The organism is Paenibacillus sp. RS8, from assembly GCF_041956825.1.
Classification (GTDB): Bacteria; Bacillota; Bacilli; order Paenibacillales; family Paenibacillaceae; genus Paenibacillus_AQ.
Genome location: NZ_CP168131.1, coordinates 1,437,155 through 1,455,631, shown reverse-complemented (window position 1 = coordinate 1,455,631; position 18,477 = coordinate 1,437,155). Strand labels below are relative to the sequence as shown.

The 18,477-nt window shown below is 38.9% G+C and carries 13 protein-coding genes and 1 riboswitch; of the genes, 10 read left to right on the top strand and 3 right to left on the bottom strand.

Annotated elements, in window-relative coordinates; all coding sequences use genetic code 11:
- Nucleotides 1–50: 50 nt before the first annotated feature.
- From ACDZ28_RS07725 to ACDZ28_RS07685, 9 genes are all read left to right on the top strand, one after another.
- Complete coding sequence (locus ACDZ28_RS07725; RefSeq protein WP_375104391.1) at nucleotides 51–2,297, top strand: Rab family GTPase; 2,247 nt, start codon at nucleotides 51–53, stop codon at nucleotides 2,295–2,297.
- A 473-nt stretch (nucleotides 2,298–2,770) separates the two neighbouring features.
- Nucleotides 2,771–3,163 (top strand): hypothetical protein, encoded by a 393-nt coding sequence (locus tag ACDZ28_RS07720; RefSeq protein WP_375104390.1) that lies wholly within the window; start codon nucleotides 2,771–2,773, stop codon nucleotides 3,161–3,163.
- A gap of 12 nt (nucleotides 3,164–3,175) precedes the next feature.
- Complete coding sequence (locus tag ACDZ28_RS07715; RefSeq protein ID WP_375104389.1) at nucleotides 3,176–4,231, top strand: serine/threonine-protein kinase; 1,056 nt, start codon at nucleotides 3,176–3,178, stop codon at nucleotides 4,229–4,231.
- A 42-nt stretch (nucleotides 4,232–4,273) separates the two neighbouring features.
- On the top strand, nucleotides 4,274–4,465 hold the full coding sequence (locus ACDZ28_RS07710; protein WP_375104388.1) for a hypothetical protein: 192 nt from the start codon (nucleotides 4,274–4,276) through the stop codon (nucleotides 4,463–4,465).
- 364 nt (nucleotides 4,466–4,829) lie between these two features.
- A complete protein-coding gene (locus tag ACDZ28_RS07705; protein WP_375104387.1) occupies nucleotides 4,830–7,364 on the top strand; it encodes a helix-turn-helix domain-containing protein in 2,535 nt (844 codons plus the stop codon).
- Nucleotides 7,365–7,637: 273 nt separating this feature from the next.
- The gene (locus tag ACDZ28_RS07700; protein ID WP_375104386.1) at nucleotides 7,638–9,197 is read left to right on the top strand and encodes a carboxylesterase/lipase family protein; all 1,560 of its coding nucleotides are present in this window, start codon (nucleotides 7,638–7,640) and stop codon (nucleotides 9,195–9,197) included.
- A gap of 44 nt (nucleotides 9,198–9,241) precedes the next feature.
- Complete coding sequence (locus ACDZ28_RS07695; RefSeq protein ID WP_375104385.1) at nucleotides 9,242–10,534, top strand: MFS transporter; 1,293 nt, start codon at nucleotides 9,242–9,244, stop codon at nucleotides 10,532–10,534.
- A 32-nt stretch (nucleotides 10,535–10,566) separates the two neighbouring features.
- Nucleotides 10,567–11,214, top strand: coding sequence for a beta-phosphoglucomutase (gene pgmB / locus ACDZ28_RS07690; protein WP_375104384.1), 648 nt, complete (start codon nucleotides 10,567–10,569; stop codon nucleotides 11,212–11,214).
- Between the two features lie 17 nt (nucleotides 11,215–11,231).
- Nucleotides 11,232–12,941: a glycoside hydrolase family 3 protein gene (locus ACDZ28_RS07685; protein ID WP_375104383.1), complete on the top strand. Its 1,710-nt coding sequence runs from the start codon at nucleotides 11,232–11,234 to the stop codon at nucleotides 12,939–12,941.
- A gap of 492 nt (nucleotides 12,942–13,433) precedes the next feature.
- On the opposite strand, the gene ACDZ28_RS07680 is transcribed toward ACDZ28_RS07685, so the two are convergent.
- The 3 genes from ACDZ28_RS07680 to adhP all read right to left on the bottom strand — a co-directional run bounded on the left by ACDZ28_RS07680 (nucleotide 13,434) and on the right by adhP (nucleotide 16,675).
- Nucleotides 13,434–14,996: an MFS transporter gene (locus ACDZ28_RS07680; RefSeq protein WP_375104382.1), complete on the bottom strand. Its 1,563-nt coding sequence runs from the start codon at nucleotides 14,994–14,996 to the stop codon at nucleotides 13,434–13,436.
- Nucleotides 14,997–15,063: 67 nt separating this feature from the next.
- Nucleotides 15,064–15,393: a metalloregulator ArsR/SmtB family transcription factor gene (locus ACDZ28_RS07675; RefSeq protein WP_339244116.1), complete on the bottom strand. Its 330-nt coding sequence runs from the start codon at nucleotides 15,391–15,393 to the stop codon at nucleotides 15,064–15,066.
- 265 nt (nucleotides 15,394–15,658) lie between these two features.
- Nucleotides 15,659–16,675, bottom strand: a complete 1,017-nt coding sequence (adhP, locus tag ACDZ28_RS07670; protein WP_042131662.1) for an alcohol dehydrogenase AdhP — start codon at nucleotides 16,673–16,675, stop codon at nucleotides 15,659–15,661.
- Between the two features lie 197 nt (nucleotides 16,676–16,872).
- Nucleotides 16,873–16,953: riboswitch (glycine riboswitch) on the top strand.
- Nucleotides 16,954–17,084: 131 nt separating this feature from the next.
- On the opposite strand from adhP, the gene ACDZ28_RS07665 reads away from it, so the two are divergent.
- Nucleotides 17,085–18,437 carry an amino acid permease gene (locus ACDZ28_RS07665; protein WP_375104381.1) on the top strand — a complete coding sequence of 451 codons (1,353 nt, stop codon included), beginning with the start codon at nucleotides 17,085–17,087 and terminating at the stop codon, nucleotides 18,435–18,437.
- Nucleotides 18,438–18,477 lie beyond the last annotated feature (40 nt).

Sequence of the window (18,477 nt, the reverse complement as noted above, 5' to 3'; positions counted from 1 at the left end):
TACTCAGGAACACAACTTGAATGCGTGGGAATACTAATGGAGGTGTGTTGATGCGTTATTCGGCAAGCAAGGTTAAGGGTGTAGGAAGGCAATCGTGGTCAATTGTATTTAGACATCCAGTCCGTAAAGACCCGACAGGTAAGGTTGGACTCCGGATTAGAAGAGGATTGGGTACAACGGATGAGAACGAAGCACAACGGCTGGTTGACCAAATGAATGAAATTTTGAATGACAGCTCACTCTGGGATCTCAGTGCAAAACAATTTGTTCTGTTACGTTTCGATGAAAAGATTGTGGCTGCATTTTATGATTGCTTAGAACCTCAGAATACTGATTACTTCAGCCTTAGAGAATCTTATTTACCTCTGCCAGGTGCAGAACAGGACTATGCAAAGATACTTCTTGTAGGTACGACTGGGGCAGGAAAAACTACATTACTTCGTCAATTGATAGGTTCTGACCCCAAAAAGGATCGATTTCCATCTACATCGCCGAACAAAACTACAGTTTCTGATATAGAGGTTATTTGTTCTCACGGTGATTATGAAGCAATAGTTACTTTCTTCGAACAACGGGAAATAAGATTACACCTCGAAGATTGCGTGATGGCAGCAGTTTTAGCTAAGGTAAACGGGATGGATGACGATACCGTCTCTACACGATTGCTTGAGCATAGTGAACAACGATTTCGGTTCTTTTATGTACTGGGAGACCCCAATTTAGATCTAGATGATGATGAGCAAGACGAAGAGGAAGAAGACAGGGATTATATTCAAGACGAGCACCGAGTAACTTCTGAAGAAAAAGTTAATTTCTTAACTGTAATAAAAGGATACTTAGCCCAAGTGAAAGAGCTTGGTTCTGTAAGCATAAAAGTAAAAGAGCAATTGGTAAAGGATCTCAACATCAACCCGGATTCTCTTAATTCGGAGGATAAAACTGCTTTTGAAGAGATTTTTGATGAAGAGCTTAGGCAAAAAAAAGAGTTTCATTCTTTAGTTGATGAAATACTCGATGAAATGGCAGAGCGATTCAAGTTGCTAAAAGAAGGAGATTTAAAGCGGGACGGCGATCAGTGGCCGGTGACGTGGAAGTATCACACGAAGGACAGGGATGCATTCATTGAAAATGTAAGGAGACTATCCAGTAACTATGCACCTCAATTCGGAAAGTTGTTAACCCCTCTAGTCCAAGGCATTAGAGTGAAGGGGCCATTTATGCCAAAATGGTATAACAATGTAGTTCCAAGATTAGTCTTGATCGATGGTCAAGGTATAGGTCATACAGTTTCAGCAGCAAGTAGCTTACCCTCCCAAACCTCAAGAAAGTTTGATTTCTGTGATGCAATTTTACTTGTAGATAGTTCCAAACAGCCAATGCAAACAGCCTCATTTTCAGTAATTAAGGAACTTGTAGCTAGTGGTCATATCTCCAAGTTACGTATCTGTTTTACTCACCTTGATGAACTTAAAGGTGACAACTTGCCTACTAGAAAAAAACGTATTAACCACGTCGGGGCTTCGCTAAACCAAGTTGTTTCCAACATAAGGGAAACATTGGGCTATGAGGCCGCAGTCAATCTGGATATGTTATTATCTGAGCGCTCGTATTATTTGGCAAATTTAGATCAAGTTATGCAAGAAAAAGATAGCCATACTCTGGAGCAACTTAAAAGTTTAGTTGCAGCCTTGGAAACAAGTATCTTTGTAGAAAAAGTATCTGATGGTATTCCTTACTACGATGAGGCGAATTTGATCATTGCAGTTCAGAACGCTACGAAAAAGTACCATGATATATGGAAGGGGCGTTTTGGAAAAGCAAACTCATCAAATGAGCCCACTCAGCATTGGACGCGAATAAAGGCTTTGTCACGTCGACTTGCTTACAAATACGATGATGGCGAATATGATAATCTTCGCCCCGTTTCAGAACTTAAGGATCGATTGATGGAGCATATAAGGGTTTATCTGAACCAGCCGGTCCGTTGGGTTCCTGGGAATATATCTGATGAGGAAAAGAAGGAAGCGGTTGATCGAATCGCTCGAGAGATTCACTCGAAGTTGTTTGACCTTACTACTCAACGCTTATGGATTGATCGGTTGTCTCCATGGGCTAATGCATATGATTTGAGTGGGAGGGGCTCTACAACTGAACGGATATATCACATGGAGAGAATTTATGAACAGGCTGCACCAATTCCGGGAGAGGCTGCGACTGCTATATCTTACGAATATTTAACGGATATAAGGCAACTAGCCAAGAGTGCAATTAATTTAAAAGGCGGTAGAATGGTATAATTTTTAATGTTAAGAGGCCTTTCTGTGAGATTACAGAGGGCCTTTTAGCTTACCCTTTAGTAGTTAAGAATGGCTAGAACTTGTTTTCATCAAAGATTTTGTTGCGAAGTCTCGCTGCGTCCTCATGTCACCTGCTGTTTTCGCTACTTTGCAATCAACGGAGCAGATGGAGATAAGGAACCAGGCTTATGATCCATCGAGGACAATGCTGTTGAGGGCCTGGATGAGCTAAGTCAACATTAATTAGAAATAGGTCTTTGATAGGGAAGTAGTTACAATTCTCAGTGCTTGGTAATCCCAACCAAATCGATAGTGGAAAAATATACTATCTATTAGGACGCGGCAAGGAGTATAATTATAGATATTTTCTTACTTAGAAGAGGTGTTTTTAATTGGTTTCGATTGGAATTAGGGTTTCTCCGCAAGTTATTTATTACACGATATTGGAACAAGACGAAGAGGGGGGGGCCACAATGAAAGCGAATGATACAGTTATCGTTCCTAAAGCAATGGATGTCCCCAAAAGGTTAACATTTATCAGGACGACCTTTATTTCAATAATAGCTGAATACAATGTGAAAAGGGCAGGTATACGTATTTTTGAGGGTAATTCACGAAATATAAGTTTAGAGCGGATATATATAGAAGGTGTCATTCAAGAATTATTGGCCAATTCTTCTATTGAGGGATATTTCTTAGGAACCAAAAACACCTTGGCAAAGCACATAGGTGTAAAAGTTACAGAAATCACAAAATGGATTGATCAAAAAGGTGATTGTGAAGAACTTGAAATTGAAAACTGGGATAAGATGAAAACAGAACAGCGTGAAAGCACTTTATCCGCTATCGCTGCATTAAATGCATAAAAGGGGAATAATATGCGAGTAGAGACAAGATTAACGTTCATAAGGAAACAAGACATAGGGGGAGAAGGTAGAAACTCTGAAGTCTTTATTGCAGAGGATATACAATTAAATGCCGAGATCGTCGTTAAATCAATTGAGAAGAAAAAGCTTGCTGATCTAAACATAACGGACTATTTTTCAGAGGCTAAGATTCTATACGCATCTACACACCCTAATATTGTTGAAATGAATTATTCCTGTGAAGACGACAAATTCATTTATCTTTCAATGCCGATGTATAAGAATGGGTCTATTAACTCACTAATGAACAAAAGATACTTGAGTGTCAGGGAAATCATTACATACTCACTTGAGTTTTTAAGTGGGGTCCATTACATCCATACTAAAGGGTTGCTTCATTTTGATATTAAACCTACTAATATTCTTATCAGTGATTCTAATACAGCATTGTTAACTGATTTTGGTTTAGCTAAATATATTAACGAATATGGGTTTGCTCAACCTGACTTATTATATCCACCTCACAGGGCGCCAGAGTCATATAATGTTGGATCACTTGATGTTTATCATGATATCTATCATTGTGGATTAACAATTTATCGAATGTGCAATGGTAACGCTGAATTTGCTAATCAATTAAGAACAGCCAAACAAAGTGATGTTCTTGCTGGGACCTTTCCTGACAGGAATAAGTACTTACCACATATACCGAAATCCATACAAAATGTTATAAAAAAAGCTTTGGCGGTCAATCCTAAAGATAGATATGATACCGTTCTGGCTCTGCTCAATGATTTGAGTAAGATTGACAAAAATCTAGATTGGAAATACACTGAAGATGCACTTGGTGGAACGTATGTTTGGAGTCTTGAAGAGGACAAAACGATAAAATATATACAAGTAGTTGCAACTAATAGTCAGTGGAAGATTGAAGGTAAGCAATACAGTAAGGCTACACTGAAAACAACAAATGTATCAAAATGGAACTCGAATGGTTATAATAGCATTCAAGAAGCTTTCAAAAAGGTAACCAGTTTGATTTATGAACATGAAAATCCTAAAAAGTGAATTTCTTAGTGTCGACATCTTATAAAAGGAGGTTGTGTCGAAATGGCCAAAATTGTATTAAAAAACAAGATTAAGTCCAGACATCAACTAGCTAACCCTTTTTCTGGAGATAATCGACATGAAAGAATGATTAAAAATGGTACAGTTGATCTAAGGGAAAACCTAATTACCGAGGATTTTGGCAATGGTTACGTTAGGTTATTACCAATTGATAAAAATAAAAGATTAAAATAACAAATTAATGCTTAAAAGCCCTATTGACGTAACTACTTCAATAGGGCTTTTGCATTGTATGTTCTATACGAACATAAAGGACATCACGAAACTAATGTTAAATTAGCCGTTATAACGTGTAAGGTGAACCGTATCATAAATAGAGCGAAATTTGCAGTAGATATTTATAAAAGATACACTAAATTCATCCTTTAAAACACCGTAAGTAGGGATGATTGAGATTATCTGTCGCATCTCTAAAAGTTTGCGTGAAGGCGAGTTTTAATTTATGAATTTTGATCTCGAATGTGCTTAATTAATTGGTTTCAGAAATGTATGACAACCTAGATTCTCGTGATCATTGATTATCATACACTACGGGGGTGTGGTATTGACCAATTCCATTTTTGAGTTGATAGAGACGAATGATACGCTTCCGTTTGACGTATCGCTACATAGTGTTAATTATGTGCCCAGTCATTGGCACAACAGTGTTGAGATCATCTTTGTTCTAAGCGGTCATTTAGAAGTGACTGTAGGGAGCCAGAACCATTCTCTCATGGAAGGGGATGTCCTACTGATTAATCAGTGCCATGTGCATGAGGTCATAGGTCTGGACATGAACATTATCGCTACCTTCCTGATCCCAGTTTCTTATCTGAAAGAGCACATAGCTGGTATAGAGAGCCTTAACTTCGATTGTCATTCAGGTACAGCGGGATCGGATAAGAGGTCAGCGATGAATCATATGCGTCAGCTGCTTGCAGAGATAGTACTACTCAAGTATAAGAGGGGAGAAGCCTACGAGCTTGAAATGCAAGTCCGTATGCTAGGTGTCTTCACTACACTTATAAAACAATTCAAGGTTCAGGTGGCAAGCGGCGCAATGAATGAGAAATACATGGAGCGCATGCTGCGCATCATCTCTTATATTGATGACCATTATAAGGAAGCTATTTCCTTACAGACTCTTGCTGAGCGGGAATATTTGTCTGTGCCCTATCTATCCAAGTTCTTTAGTGAGAACATCGGGCTTAACTTTCAATCGTATGTTACAAGCATTCGTCTGAAGAACACTGTGGAGGATCTACTACATCAAGATGATATGTCGATCGCTGATCTAGCTCAAACCCACGGATTTCCGAATGCTAAGTCGTTTTATGCTGCATTCAAGAACAGATATCATATGACGCCTAATGAATACCGCAGGCAGTATCGACCCGATCTACATGAGAAAAAGGAGAAGTCTTCATCGAACTATCTTGCTTTTAACCAGTCCAGCGCACTCGGGATCATTAATAAGTATTTAAAACGCAGCCAATCGAATGAATTGGAACAGGTAGAATCGTTGGAGTGTATCTCTAACGTGGTAGATCTATCTGTAGCAGGCAGCTCACTTAGACATACTTGGAATAACTTGATTACAATTGGCAAGGCCAAGGAAGGTCTGCATGCTGACGTCCAGCAGCATTTAAGGTATGTTCAGCAATACTGTCGTTTTCGCTACTTGCGCTTCCATGGTATTTTTGATGATGCCATGATGGTCTATAAGGAAGATGAGAATGGACAGCCTGTTTATAATTTCAGGTTTGTAGATCAATTGTTCGACTTCCTGCTGTCCATTGGACTTAAACCGTTCGTGGAGCTGGGTTTCATGCCTTCGGCACTTGCATCTGATCGGAGTAAGACGATATTTTATAAGGTTAGCTATATAAGTCCACCTAGATCCATAGATCGTTGGTGTCAGCTTATCGAAGTGTTCATACGTCACTGCATAAGTCGTTATGGAAAGACAGAAGTAGAGAGCTGGAAGTTTGAGTTCTGGAATGAACCCGAGCTTGAAGCATTCTGGTCAGGATCGGATGCCGAATATATGGATTTGTATCTGAGAACCTATGAGACAATGAAGAGCATCTCTACTGAGCTCCAAATCGGCGCCCCCGGTTGTATCATTACGCTTCATTCGGGCCAGTTCAGTCAGAAATTCTTCGCATTCTGCAGGGAACGCAGCTGCCTTCCCGATTTTATTCCGATTCATTTCTACCCGCATGACAATCTGGAAAACATTGTTCAAACAAAGCATTTTGAAGAGTTCTATAAGCTTGATCCATACCGGAAGTTATTAGAGGAATTTCAGGGGATATCTCCGAATCCGGATTATCTCAAAGACATGTTGAATAAGGAACTAAAGAGATTGGACGAGCAAGATCTTTCTGGTCGTGAAGTATATCTTACCGAATGGAATTCGACAGCGTACCATCGTGAACTAACGAATGATACCCTATATAAGGCTGCCTATATTGTCAAAAATATTGTAGAGAATCTGGATCGTATTGATGGGTTCGGATACTGGGTCCTCAGCGACAATATCGAGGAAACTGCGGCATCAGCTCAGCTGTTCCACGGAGGGCTGGGTTTGATTGCACAACATGGTATTCCGAAATCTGCCATGTATGCTTACCAGCTTCTTGCTAAGCTAGGAAATCGGTTGATTACTCAAGGGGATGGATACACGGTGACAGCAGGAGAAGGGGGATATCAAATATTGACGTACAATTATTGTCATTTCGATGATCTGTATGCACTAGGAGATACGTCCTTCATTAATGAGAAGAGCCGTTATAACGGATTCAAGGATGAGAAGACGCTTAAGTTTATTTTGGACTTGAAGGACCTGCCGAATGGAAAGTACAAAGTAATCACCCACACTATTAGCCGCCGACATGGCAGCAGCTATGATAAATGGGTGGAGATGGGGGCACCAGATTCGTTAACAAAAGAGGATGTTGCGTATCTTAAAGATAACTCTCACCCCCGAAGGCATGTTCAATCTCTAGAGATTGAGGGTGGCATGACATTTGTCTCTACATTAGATCCGCATGGGGTTGAGCTAACTGAGTTGTTATTTGTGTACGAGTAGATAAGTCAATTTTTATTCTAATTAAACATCAGGATATAAAACGCTTACAAAAACATGTTAAAAATAGACTCAAAAGACCATAACAAACCGTCTCTCTTATGAGGGACGGTTTATTTTATAATATTTATGTAATCGCTTTCTATAAAAACAGAGGGTTGTTACAATGGCTGATTCAGTAATTAGAGGGCAAGTACGTACGCCATTACGTAGGCCGCGAAGAAATAAGTTCGATCTTTGACCGCGCATAAAAACATAACATTGGAGTGAAAAAAGATGGCCAAAAAATTTGTATTTGATGAAGTACCTGTTATTCAGACAAAAGCAGGTCAACTAAAAGGTTATTTTTATGATGGAGTTCATATTTTCAAAGGAATTCCTTATGCACAGGCAAAAAGGTTTCAAATGCCAGAGGAAGTAACTCCATGGGAAGGTATCAAAGATGCAACATCATATGGATATGTGTGTCCTTTGATGCAACAGGAACGTCCAAGTGGAGAACTGATGGTGCCCCACCGTTACTGGCCTATGGATGAAAATTGCCAGAATCTTAATATCTGGTCGAAAGTTCTTGATAAAGATGCTAAAAAACCAGTTTTAGTATGGCTCCACGGCGGTGGCTTTACTGCTGGATCATCCATTGAACAGGTAGCATATGACGGTTTTAATATGAGTCAACTTGGTGATGCAGTAGTAGTGAGTGTGAATCACCGTTTAAACATCCTTGGATATATGGATTTTTCACCTTTTGGAGAGAAATATAAAAATTCAGCAAATGCTGGTCATGCTGATCTTGTAGCAGCTTTGAAATGGGTTCACGAAAATATAGCTCAATTTGGCGGAGACCCTGAAAACGTTACATTGTTTGGGCAATCTGGTGGTGGTATGAAAGTTACTGGTCTTATGCAGATATCGGCTGCCGATGGACTTTTCCATAAGGGAATTGTTATGAGTGGTATTTCCGATGGTAAGCTAATACCTCAACCAAATGGTGATGGAAGAATGATTGTAACAGCAATGCTTGAAGAATTGGGACTTGCAGAAAAGGACGTGGAAGCTTTAGAGACACTTCCTTACAGTGAACTGGTAAAAGTCTATGGAAAAGTATCTCCAGCCATTATGCAAAAGGGTGGCTATATGGGCTGTGCACCACTTAAAAATGAGTTTTATTTTGGAGAACCTCTTATACATGGCTTTACCGAACACGCAAAAACCATTCCATTAATAGTAGGGTCTGTATTTGGTGAGTTTGCATTTAATCTAGCAACTGTTAATAAATATGAGCTTTCTGATGATCAAGAAGTAGAAATGCTTAGCAAGAAATTTGGTGAGCATACACAGGTGCTTATGGAGTTGTTTGCAAAAGCTTATCCTGAAAAAAAAGCGGTCGATTTATTGTCGCTTGATAGAATTTTCCGACCGCTTTCTAAAGAACTGGCTAAACTTTTGGCAGAAGGAGGAAAGGCTCCTGCTTTCTTGTATAATTTCACTCTGGAATTCCCGATTGCTCATGGAAAGGCAGCATGGCATTGTTCAGACATTCCTTTTGTCTTCCATAATACAGATAAAGTTGAAATCTGTAATATGGATGGTATTTCAGATGAACTGGAAGAAAAGATATTTCAAGCAGTCATCCATTTTGCACAAACCGGTAATCCAAATCACCCAGGGCTACCTGAGTGGCCAGATGTGAAACCAGAGGACGAACCTACCATGATTTTTGACCGAGATTGCAAGGTTCTTCAAAATTATGATGATGAATTGATAAATTTATTTAATGAGGTATGTGGTCCTATCAATCTTGCAGAGTTATTCGCTCAGGACGTTCAGCATTAAGAAAAAGAAGCAAAATATATACAACTAAAAAGGGGGGAAATATCATGGGAACAATTAAAACACCTTTTACGCGATTAGCTGCGGGTATTTCAATTGGTTTTGGGCTAATGCTCATGGGCTTCTTGACCACTGGTGCACTATTGATTCCAATCAAGGTTATGGCTATCCATCCTGAGGGTTACGCTGCATCCTATGGTCTGGTAGCAGGAATAAGTGCATTCTTTGCCTTGATCAGTAATCCAATTGGTGGTGCCATAAGTGACCGAAGCACCGTGTCATTTGGAAGACGTCGTCTTTGGATTTTGCTTGGTTCACTGTTAGGTTCATTATGCATCATGTATATTTATTACGCGAAAACGGTTTTAGGAGTCGTGATAGGATGGTCAGCAGCACAGTTTTTCTTTAATTTCAGCTGGGCAGCTTATACGGCTTTAATTCCTGATCAAGTAGAAGAATCCAAAAGAGGTACCATGTCTGGTATATTCGGTATATTAATGCCTCTGTTTTTGACTCTAGGAATGATATTGATTCAAATCTTGAACAATACAACTGATTTCGTTAAGTTCGCAACGTTTGCTGCTATTGGTATTATTGGACCGGTCATCAGCTTGTTCCTGATAAAAGAAGGCAAGGTAGAATTCGTTAAAAAGAATAACAATAGTACTGGATCCTTCGTTGAAAAAATAACAAAGATTTATCCAAGTCCAAAAAAATTCCCTGAGTTTACATGGGCTTTATTTTCAAAGTTCCTACTTATGCTTGGATATTGCAGCATGTTCTATTTAACAATAATGCTAGGTGCTCGTATGCATATGGATTCGGCACAAATTACATCAACTTATGCTAATATCATGATTTTCGGTAATATTTTCACTGTTATTGCCAGCCTTTTCGGTGGTGTTTTATCAGACAAAGTCAGAAAACAAAAAATATTCCTTTATATTTCTAGTGTAATTCTAGCAATTGGTATTTTATTATACCTTATACCAAATGTTAATGCCTTTTATGTGGCTGCTATTGTGTGTGCTATAGGCGGAGGTTGCTTTATGGCTGTTGATACGGCTATGGTTGCCCGCGTGCTGCCTAATAAAGAGGATACTGCTAAAGACTTTGGAATCATGAACGTTGCCAATACTTTGCCACAATCTATAGTGCCAGCAATAGGACCACTGCTTCTTGCAATAGGAGGCTGGAACTTCTTTTTCATATTCCTTGCGCTTATGCCCATTATAGGTATGTTAACAATTATGCCTATACCAGAAATAGGTAAAAGATTGAAGCATGAAAGAGTATTGGAAACAAATAAGTTAACCGATATGCAGGAAGTCTCTATGTAACACAATAAACTATAGGCATAATTGGAGAAAATATGAGTAAGAGAGCTGTAATTTTTGATTTAGATGGGGTCATTGTTTCAACTGATGAGTTTCATTATGAAGCTTGGAAACAAATGGCCGAGGACGAAGGAATATATTTTGATAAAAAAATAAATGAACGGCTCCGTGGAGTGAGCAGAATGGAGAGCCTGGAGATTATTTTGGAAAGGTCAGAAACGCTTTATACTTTACAAAAAAAAGAGGATCTGGCTGAAAGGAAAAACAATTATTATAGAAATCTACTTAATACATTGTCAGAAATGGATATTCTGCCCGGGGTCATGAATGTGTTAAAGGCATTGAAGGAATTAGGTATAAAGATAGCTATTGGATCTTCTAGTAAAAATACACCCTTTATACTGGAAAGAATCAAACTTGACGGCTATTTTGATGCCGTAGCAGATGGAAATGAAATAAAATATAGCAAACCACATCCTGAGGTTTTTCTGTTAGCAGCAGCAAAATTAGGAATGGATGCTTTTGAATGCGTTGTCATTGAAGATGCTGATGCTGGCATTGAGGCAGCAAATGCTGGAGGTATGAAAGCTGTAGGAGTAGGATTTGCAGCGAACTGTTTAAATGCAAAATATAGAATCAAGGATTTATCTTTAATATCAATCGATGAATTACTAAAAGATTAACAAAAGGAAGGTTAAAAATGATGAATTTAAGAGAAAAGCCATTTAATTTGAATGATGAGGATATTCAATGGGTAGAGAAAACAATAGCTTCCATGACAGAGGATGAAAAAATATGTCAGTTATTTTGTTTAGTTGCTTATTCTGATGATGAGGAAAATATAAAAAATCTAGCTTCAAAGTATATGCCTAGCGGGTTGATGTGTAGACCTATGCCAGCAGCTGAGGTTGTTAATACAGTACGTATTCTTCAAGAAAATTCAAAAATTCCTATGCTGATTTCAGCAAACTTAGAAAGCGGTAGTAATGGTATTGTACAAGAAGGAACAATGATAGGATCTCAGATGCAGGTTGCTGCTACTGATGATGATGGAATGGCGTATAAGCTTGGCGTTGTTGCTGGTCGTGAAGGTTCAGCAGTTGGAGCTAACTGGGCTTTTGCACCAATTATTGATATTGATTATAATTTCAGAAATCCGATAACAAATACACGTACTCTTGGTTCAGATCCAGACAGAGTTCGCCGTATGGGGGTTCAATATGTAAAGGGTGTTCAAGAATATGGTGTAGCTGCCTCAATAAAGCATTTCCCAGGTGATGGTATGGATGAGAGAGATCAGCATTTAGTTACCTCTGTAAATTCCATGTCCTGTGAAGATTGGGATAAAACCTATGGGGCTGCCTACAAAGCTTGCATTGAAGCAGGTGCTATGACTGTTATGGTCGGTCATATTATGCAGCCTGCATATACTAAGAAACTTAATCCACAAATAGAAGACAAGGATATTTTACCTGCTACACTATCTTATGAATTAGTAACGAAGCTATTAAAAGAACAATTAGGTTTCAATGGGCTAGTGGTAACAGATGCATCATCAATGGCTGGTATGGTAATTCCAATGACAAGAGATAAGGTGGTACCACAGGCTATTGCTGCTGGTTGTGATATGTTCCTATTTACAAAGAACATAGACGAAGATTATGAATATATGAGAAGAGGCGTGCAGGAAGGAATTATTACAAAGGAAAGATTAAACGAGGCTGTAACAAAGATAATTGCTCTTAAAGCGGCATTAAAACTTCATAAAAAACAAGCGGAAGGAAAGCTAATACCTACGCTGGAAGAGGCATTACAGGGGATTGCTACGGAAGAACATAGTGCTTGGGCAGCTGAATGTGCAGATAAAGCAATCACATTAGTAAAAGAGGAAGAAGGAGTATTACCTATAAGTCCCAAAAAATATAAGAAGGTATTGTATTACGATATAGAGAGTCAACAAGGTATAGCGTACTCGGTTAGAGCTGGAATTGCTGAAAAGGTTAGAAATCTTTTAGTAGAGGAAGGCTTCGACATAGACGTATTTGAACCAAGTCCAGGCTTTGAAGGTTTAGCTAGTAGTTACAAAGACATTGCTGAGAAATATGACCTGATAATATATTTAGCCAACATGGCAACAAAAAGCAATCAAACCACAGTACGTATAGAATGGGCCCAGCCTATGGGTGCTAATGTTCCTGTTTATATGTCAGCTGTTCCAACTATTTTTATTTCTGTAGAAAACCCTTATCATCTTTTAGATGTACCAAGAGTTAGGACATTTATTAATACTTATAGCTCAAATGATCATGTATTACATGCGTTAGTTGATAAATTGATGGGTAGATCAGAGTTTAAGGGCACAAGTCCGGTAGATGCCTTTTGCGGTATGTGGGATACTAGGTTGCAATAATTATTGCATTGATTAACTTTTTTGATAAAATCTGCACTATTGACGCCGAAATATAGTTGGTAAAAATTTCTCCTATAAAAGAATAGTTAATTGCTAATAGAGAAAGATATAGAGAAGTTTCCCAAGGAGTCTAATAGAATAGAATAGAAAACAAATAAGGCTCCCTTTATAAAGGAAGCCTTATTTGTTTATTTAAACTTCATTTAGATGTGCTGTGGTGAACCGTATCACAAGTAGGGCAAATTCTTTGGGTTTACCACTTTTCATTCTGTAGTCTATGTCACTGTTATGTCTAAAGGTAACAGGTGAACCTTGCGTCAGGGGCATAGACTGCGCTGTACTTCGTCACCGCAGTCTATATGTTGCTCGGGGTTCTGTCTCCGAACCATCGTGTAAGAAAGGCACTCAGCACGTTAGTGTTGCGGATGCCTATTTGGCGGTCACTCGCTCACGCGACCTAGCCGTTGGGGAGATAAATAACTGGTAAGAATATTAATTCTCGTTCTGTGTATTCTTTTTATTTTTAATCAAAATTGCACTTGCGAATGTACCAATTAATAAGAAGATACCAATCAATAGTGTTACATTTTGCATACCTGAATTAAAAGCATTAAAAACGAGCGTCTTCATTTCATCAAAAGCTGGCATAGCTTTAAATGTTTCAGCTTGCTTGCTATCAAAAATTTGTGAACCTGCAAAAGCTCCAGCTTTATGGAAAACATCCAGCATTTGATTTCTAAACTCGGTAGGAATATCGGCTAAATTCATGATATTAGTGTTCAACGAATCGTTATAACCTTCCGTTAATTTAATTCCTAGCAATACAACACCAAAGGAGATTCCCACTTGTCTAAAGACATTTAAGATACCAGAAGCCATACCTACATACTTTTTATCAACTGAACCCATTGCAGCATTTGTAATAGGTGGATTGACTAGAGCATTACTAATACCTAAAAGAATAAAACCAGGCATCAGATAGCTCCATTCAAACGGAACTTTGATCATATAACGCATAACAAATATTCCGATTGCACCGATAAGTAGTGCTCCACTAATTAACCAACGATCACCAATTTTTCCTGAGATAATTCCTGCAATCGGACCAAGAACTATCGTGAAACCACTAATGAGTAACATTTTTACCCCTGTATCAAAAGCTGAATAACCCATGTAATTTTGCATAAGAATGGTTAAGTAAGTGAAACCCCCGTATAGTCCAGCACCTAATACAAAAGCTGCAATATTAGCTCCATTGAATGACCAATTTCTAAAAATAGATAATTCAATCATTGGCTGTGTGACCTTTCTTTCGGTAACGATAAAAGCTATAAGTAAAATAAGTGATAATCCAAGTAGACTTAAAATGTGCCAATCAGTCCATGCGTAGTCTCCATTCATCGTCTTTTGAATTAGGGCAAAAATCATCGTAAAAATCATGGCTGTGCTGAAAATCAGTCCCCAAATATCAATTTTTCCATTTTTGTTTGTTTCACTTTCCTTAATAGCAAATATTCCCAATAAAATTGCTACAATCCCAACAGGAATGTTAACTAGAAAAATAGACCGCCAACCAAAACTATCAACCAAAGCCCCACCAATCAAAGGACCACCGGCAATAGCAAGCCCAACGGCACTACTCCAAATGCCTAGTGCAAGTCCTCTTTGTTTTTCAGGAAACGAAGAAGTAACTATCGTTAATGATAATGACATCATAGCTGCTCCACCAATTCCTTGAAATCCACGGAAGATATTTAACCAAATATCACTGTTTGCTAATCCACTGGCTAAAGAGCCAATCACAAAAATACCCAATCCTAATAAAAAGACTTTTTTACGTCCGATAATGTCTCCTAATTTTGAAACTGGCAACAACATCGCAGCATAAACTAAAGTATAGGCATTCAACACCCATTGTAGATTTGAAAAACTCGATAAAAAAGCTTGTTGTATTTCTGGTAATGCAACATTAACAATTGTAATATCTAACATTGCCATAAATACGGTTAAACTAACTGTGGCTAAAACCCACCATTTTCTTTTTGTTTTTATCAAAATAAATGCCCCTTTCATGTATATGTGTGTACAAATGCATGTATAAATTAAAATAAAAAGCACTGCATTATATCAAATTCATGAGTGCTTTCATATTGTTAGCTGTTTGTTCAAATTTATCTACAATGAAATCATTATTAGTTTTGTAATAAACTTCTCGCCCATCTTTTCTTCTTTGAACAATGTCAAAACGACTCATGAAGTCAAGATGCCGAGAGATAACTGAACGATTCTGTGGAAAATGTTCTGCAATACCACCGATAGTCATTTCACCATTAGCTGAAAGAAAAATCAATAACTCACTCCGCACTGGATCAAATACTGCTCGGAAAAACTCAATATCAATATTATCTTCGATCAGTTTTTTACATTTATTTGGATCAAGGTTTAATCCCATAGCCCAACCCCCTTAATTCATTATATGCATACATGTGCACATGTCAACATTTTTGGAAATGGTATTTCAATAAGTGAAATATTTGACTATGTATCTGCAACAGGATATTCCGCAAGTAAGGAATCAACACCTCTTTTCTCGAATGAATGAAAATCAATGTTCCAATCAAGCTTTTGCTCTATAGATGTTAAGGTGAACCGTATGACAAATTTTAGCCATAAAAAAACCCGAAAAGCAACACTTTTCGAGTGTGTTTTCTTTCGGGTCATTTCGTCATATCAAGGACGATTCGACCATTGATTTTGCCTTCTAACATCAGATCGTAGATCTCATTAATATCTTCTAATTTACGTGTCTCAATAATGGTTTTGATTTTTCCTTCTGCAGCGAATTGCAATGTTTCTTGCAAATCTTTGCGAGTGCCGACAATCGAACCGACTACCTTTGTACCGTTTAATACCGTATCAAAGATCGGAACATCCATGGATTCAGGGGGCAGCCCAACCATGACGCAGGTACCGCCGCGACGAATGGCCCGGTAGGCTTGGTCGAATGCTTTTTTTGCAACCGCCGTACAAACGACACCATGCACTCCGCCGATTTCTTTTTGAATCCAGACTGCCGCATCTTCTTTTAATGCGTTTACGGTTTTGTCTGCGCCAAGCTGTTTGGCAAGCTCCATCTTTTCATCTGAAGTGTCGATGGCCACTACATTCATTCCCATTACTTTTGCATATTGTACACCTAGATGACCCAATCCTCCGACGCCGAAAATGGCTACCCATTCACCTGGCTTTACACCTGATACTTTCAAAGCTTTATAGGTCGTAACGCCAGCGCAAAATAAAGGTGCCGCTTCGATGAAACTTAGATTATCAGGAACCTTCACTACATAATCGGCAGCTGCTACACAATATTCTGCATATCCGCCATTTACGGAATATCCGGAATTTTGCTGATCCAGACAAAGGGTCTCTCTTCCTGTGAGACAATATTCGCAATGACCGCAAGCAGAATACAGCCACGGAATTCCTACTCGGTCCCCTACCTTTAAGTGTGTAACTCCTTCACCTATTTCTTCAATAATCCCAACGCCTTCATGTCCGGGAATAAGAGGGAGTTTCGGTTTGACAGGCCAATCGCCATGAGCAGCATGCAAATCAGTATGACACACTCCGCACGCCTGAATGTGGACAAGAATTTCTTTGTGTCCGGGTTTTGGTTTAGGTACGTCTTGTAGTTCTAACTTTTCTTTAAATTGTTTTACTACAGCGGCTTTCATTAGCATACTCCTTTAGCTTTTTGTTTTTCAAAAAGTAGTATGTTCATGAGGCTTACTTTAAATTCTTGAGACTTTTATCACAGATTAACACTCACATCAGAAGTAATATGTTAGAATATCAGAACAGCTTTACTGCGTTACCGCTTTATCAACTTCATAATTCACGAGCTATGATGGCTAAGGATTACACTTTAGCTGGAGCAGCTTCTGGAGAGACCGGGGAAATTCCGCGGCGCCGAAGGGTTCACAATCTCAGGCAAAAGGACAGAAGAGTACGAATATATATTTGTCATGCTGATCGACATCAGTAGGCAAATATTATTTGATATTCTTACGATCTGGGAGATTGGATGACATCCAATCTCTCTTTTTTTATTCAATTTATTGTACTCACAAGGGGGAACTAGGTATGGCACAACCAGAATTAAAGAGAGAGCTGGCCAATCGGCATGTTCAACTTATTGCTATTGGCGGCACCATCGGTACAGGATTATTCTTGGGATCAGGCAAGGCGATAGAGAAGGCAGGCCCATCTATCATGATCACGTATTTAATCGTGGGTATTGCTGTGTTTTTTGTGATGAGAGCACTGGGAGAGCTCCTATTATCTAAAGCGGGCTATCAATCGTTTACGGATATTGCTGAAGACTACCTTGGATCACGGATCGCATTCATTACCGGTTGGACCTATTGGTTTTGCTGGATCATGACGGCTATGGCTGATGTCATTGCTGTTGGCGTATATGTACAGTACTGGTTTGATATCCCGCAGTGGGTTCCTGCCATCGCCTGTCTAGTCGTGTTATTAGGACTTAACCTATTAACTGTAAAGAGCTTTGGGGAACTCGAATTTTGGTTTGCTTTAATTAAGGTAATTACGATTCTCGCCTTGATTGGTCTTGGGGTCATTTTACTGATCATAGGGTTTAAGACGGATGCAGGATCGGTGACGATACGGAATCTATGGGAGCATGGGGGATTTTTTCCGAACGGCATATCAGGCTTCTTATTCTCTTTTCAAATGGTTGTATTTGCTTATGTCGGTGTGGAGTTGGTGGGTGTGTCAGCAGCGGAAACAGCGGATCCGGAGAAAAATATCCCGTCGGCAATTAATAAAATTCCTTTACGGATTCTATTTTTCTATGTCGGCGCGCTTTTCGTCTTGCTATGCATTAACCCTTGGACGGAGCTTAGTCCGGCAGAGAGTCCTTTTGTAAAAACCTTTACTTTAGTAGGGATTCCAATTGCCGCAGGGATTATTAATTTTGTTGTACTAACCTCAGCGGCTTCCGCTTGTAATAGTGGGATGTTCTCAACAAGCCGAATTCTCTATAATTTGAGTAGAAATAACCAGGCATCACCTCATTTGGGTAAACTAAATAAAAACCATGTACCAGGTAACTCGTTATTCATTTCTACAATTGTTATATCTGTAGGGGCTCTTTTAAGTAAACTTATTCCGGAGCAGGCTTTTGGAATCGTGACAACGATTAGCGCCATTTGTTTTATATGGGTGTGGGGCATTGTGCTCATCTGCCATATTAAGTACAAAAAAAACCGGCCAGATTTACAGGCGAAATCCAAATTCAAAGCACCGTTCACACCGGCTATTAATTATATTGTCTTAACCTTGTTCGCTGGAATACTGATCATTATGCTGTTCGCTGGAGAGACACGCCCGGCTTTATTGTGTACTCCGATCTGGTTTATTTTATTATTCATCCTGTATTCGATTAGAGGTAAGAAGGGGAAAAGTAATTAAGCTAGTGTGAGGCAGACATTAAGTAGCGCTACTAGGGGAT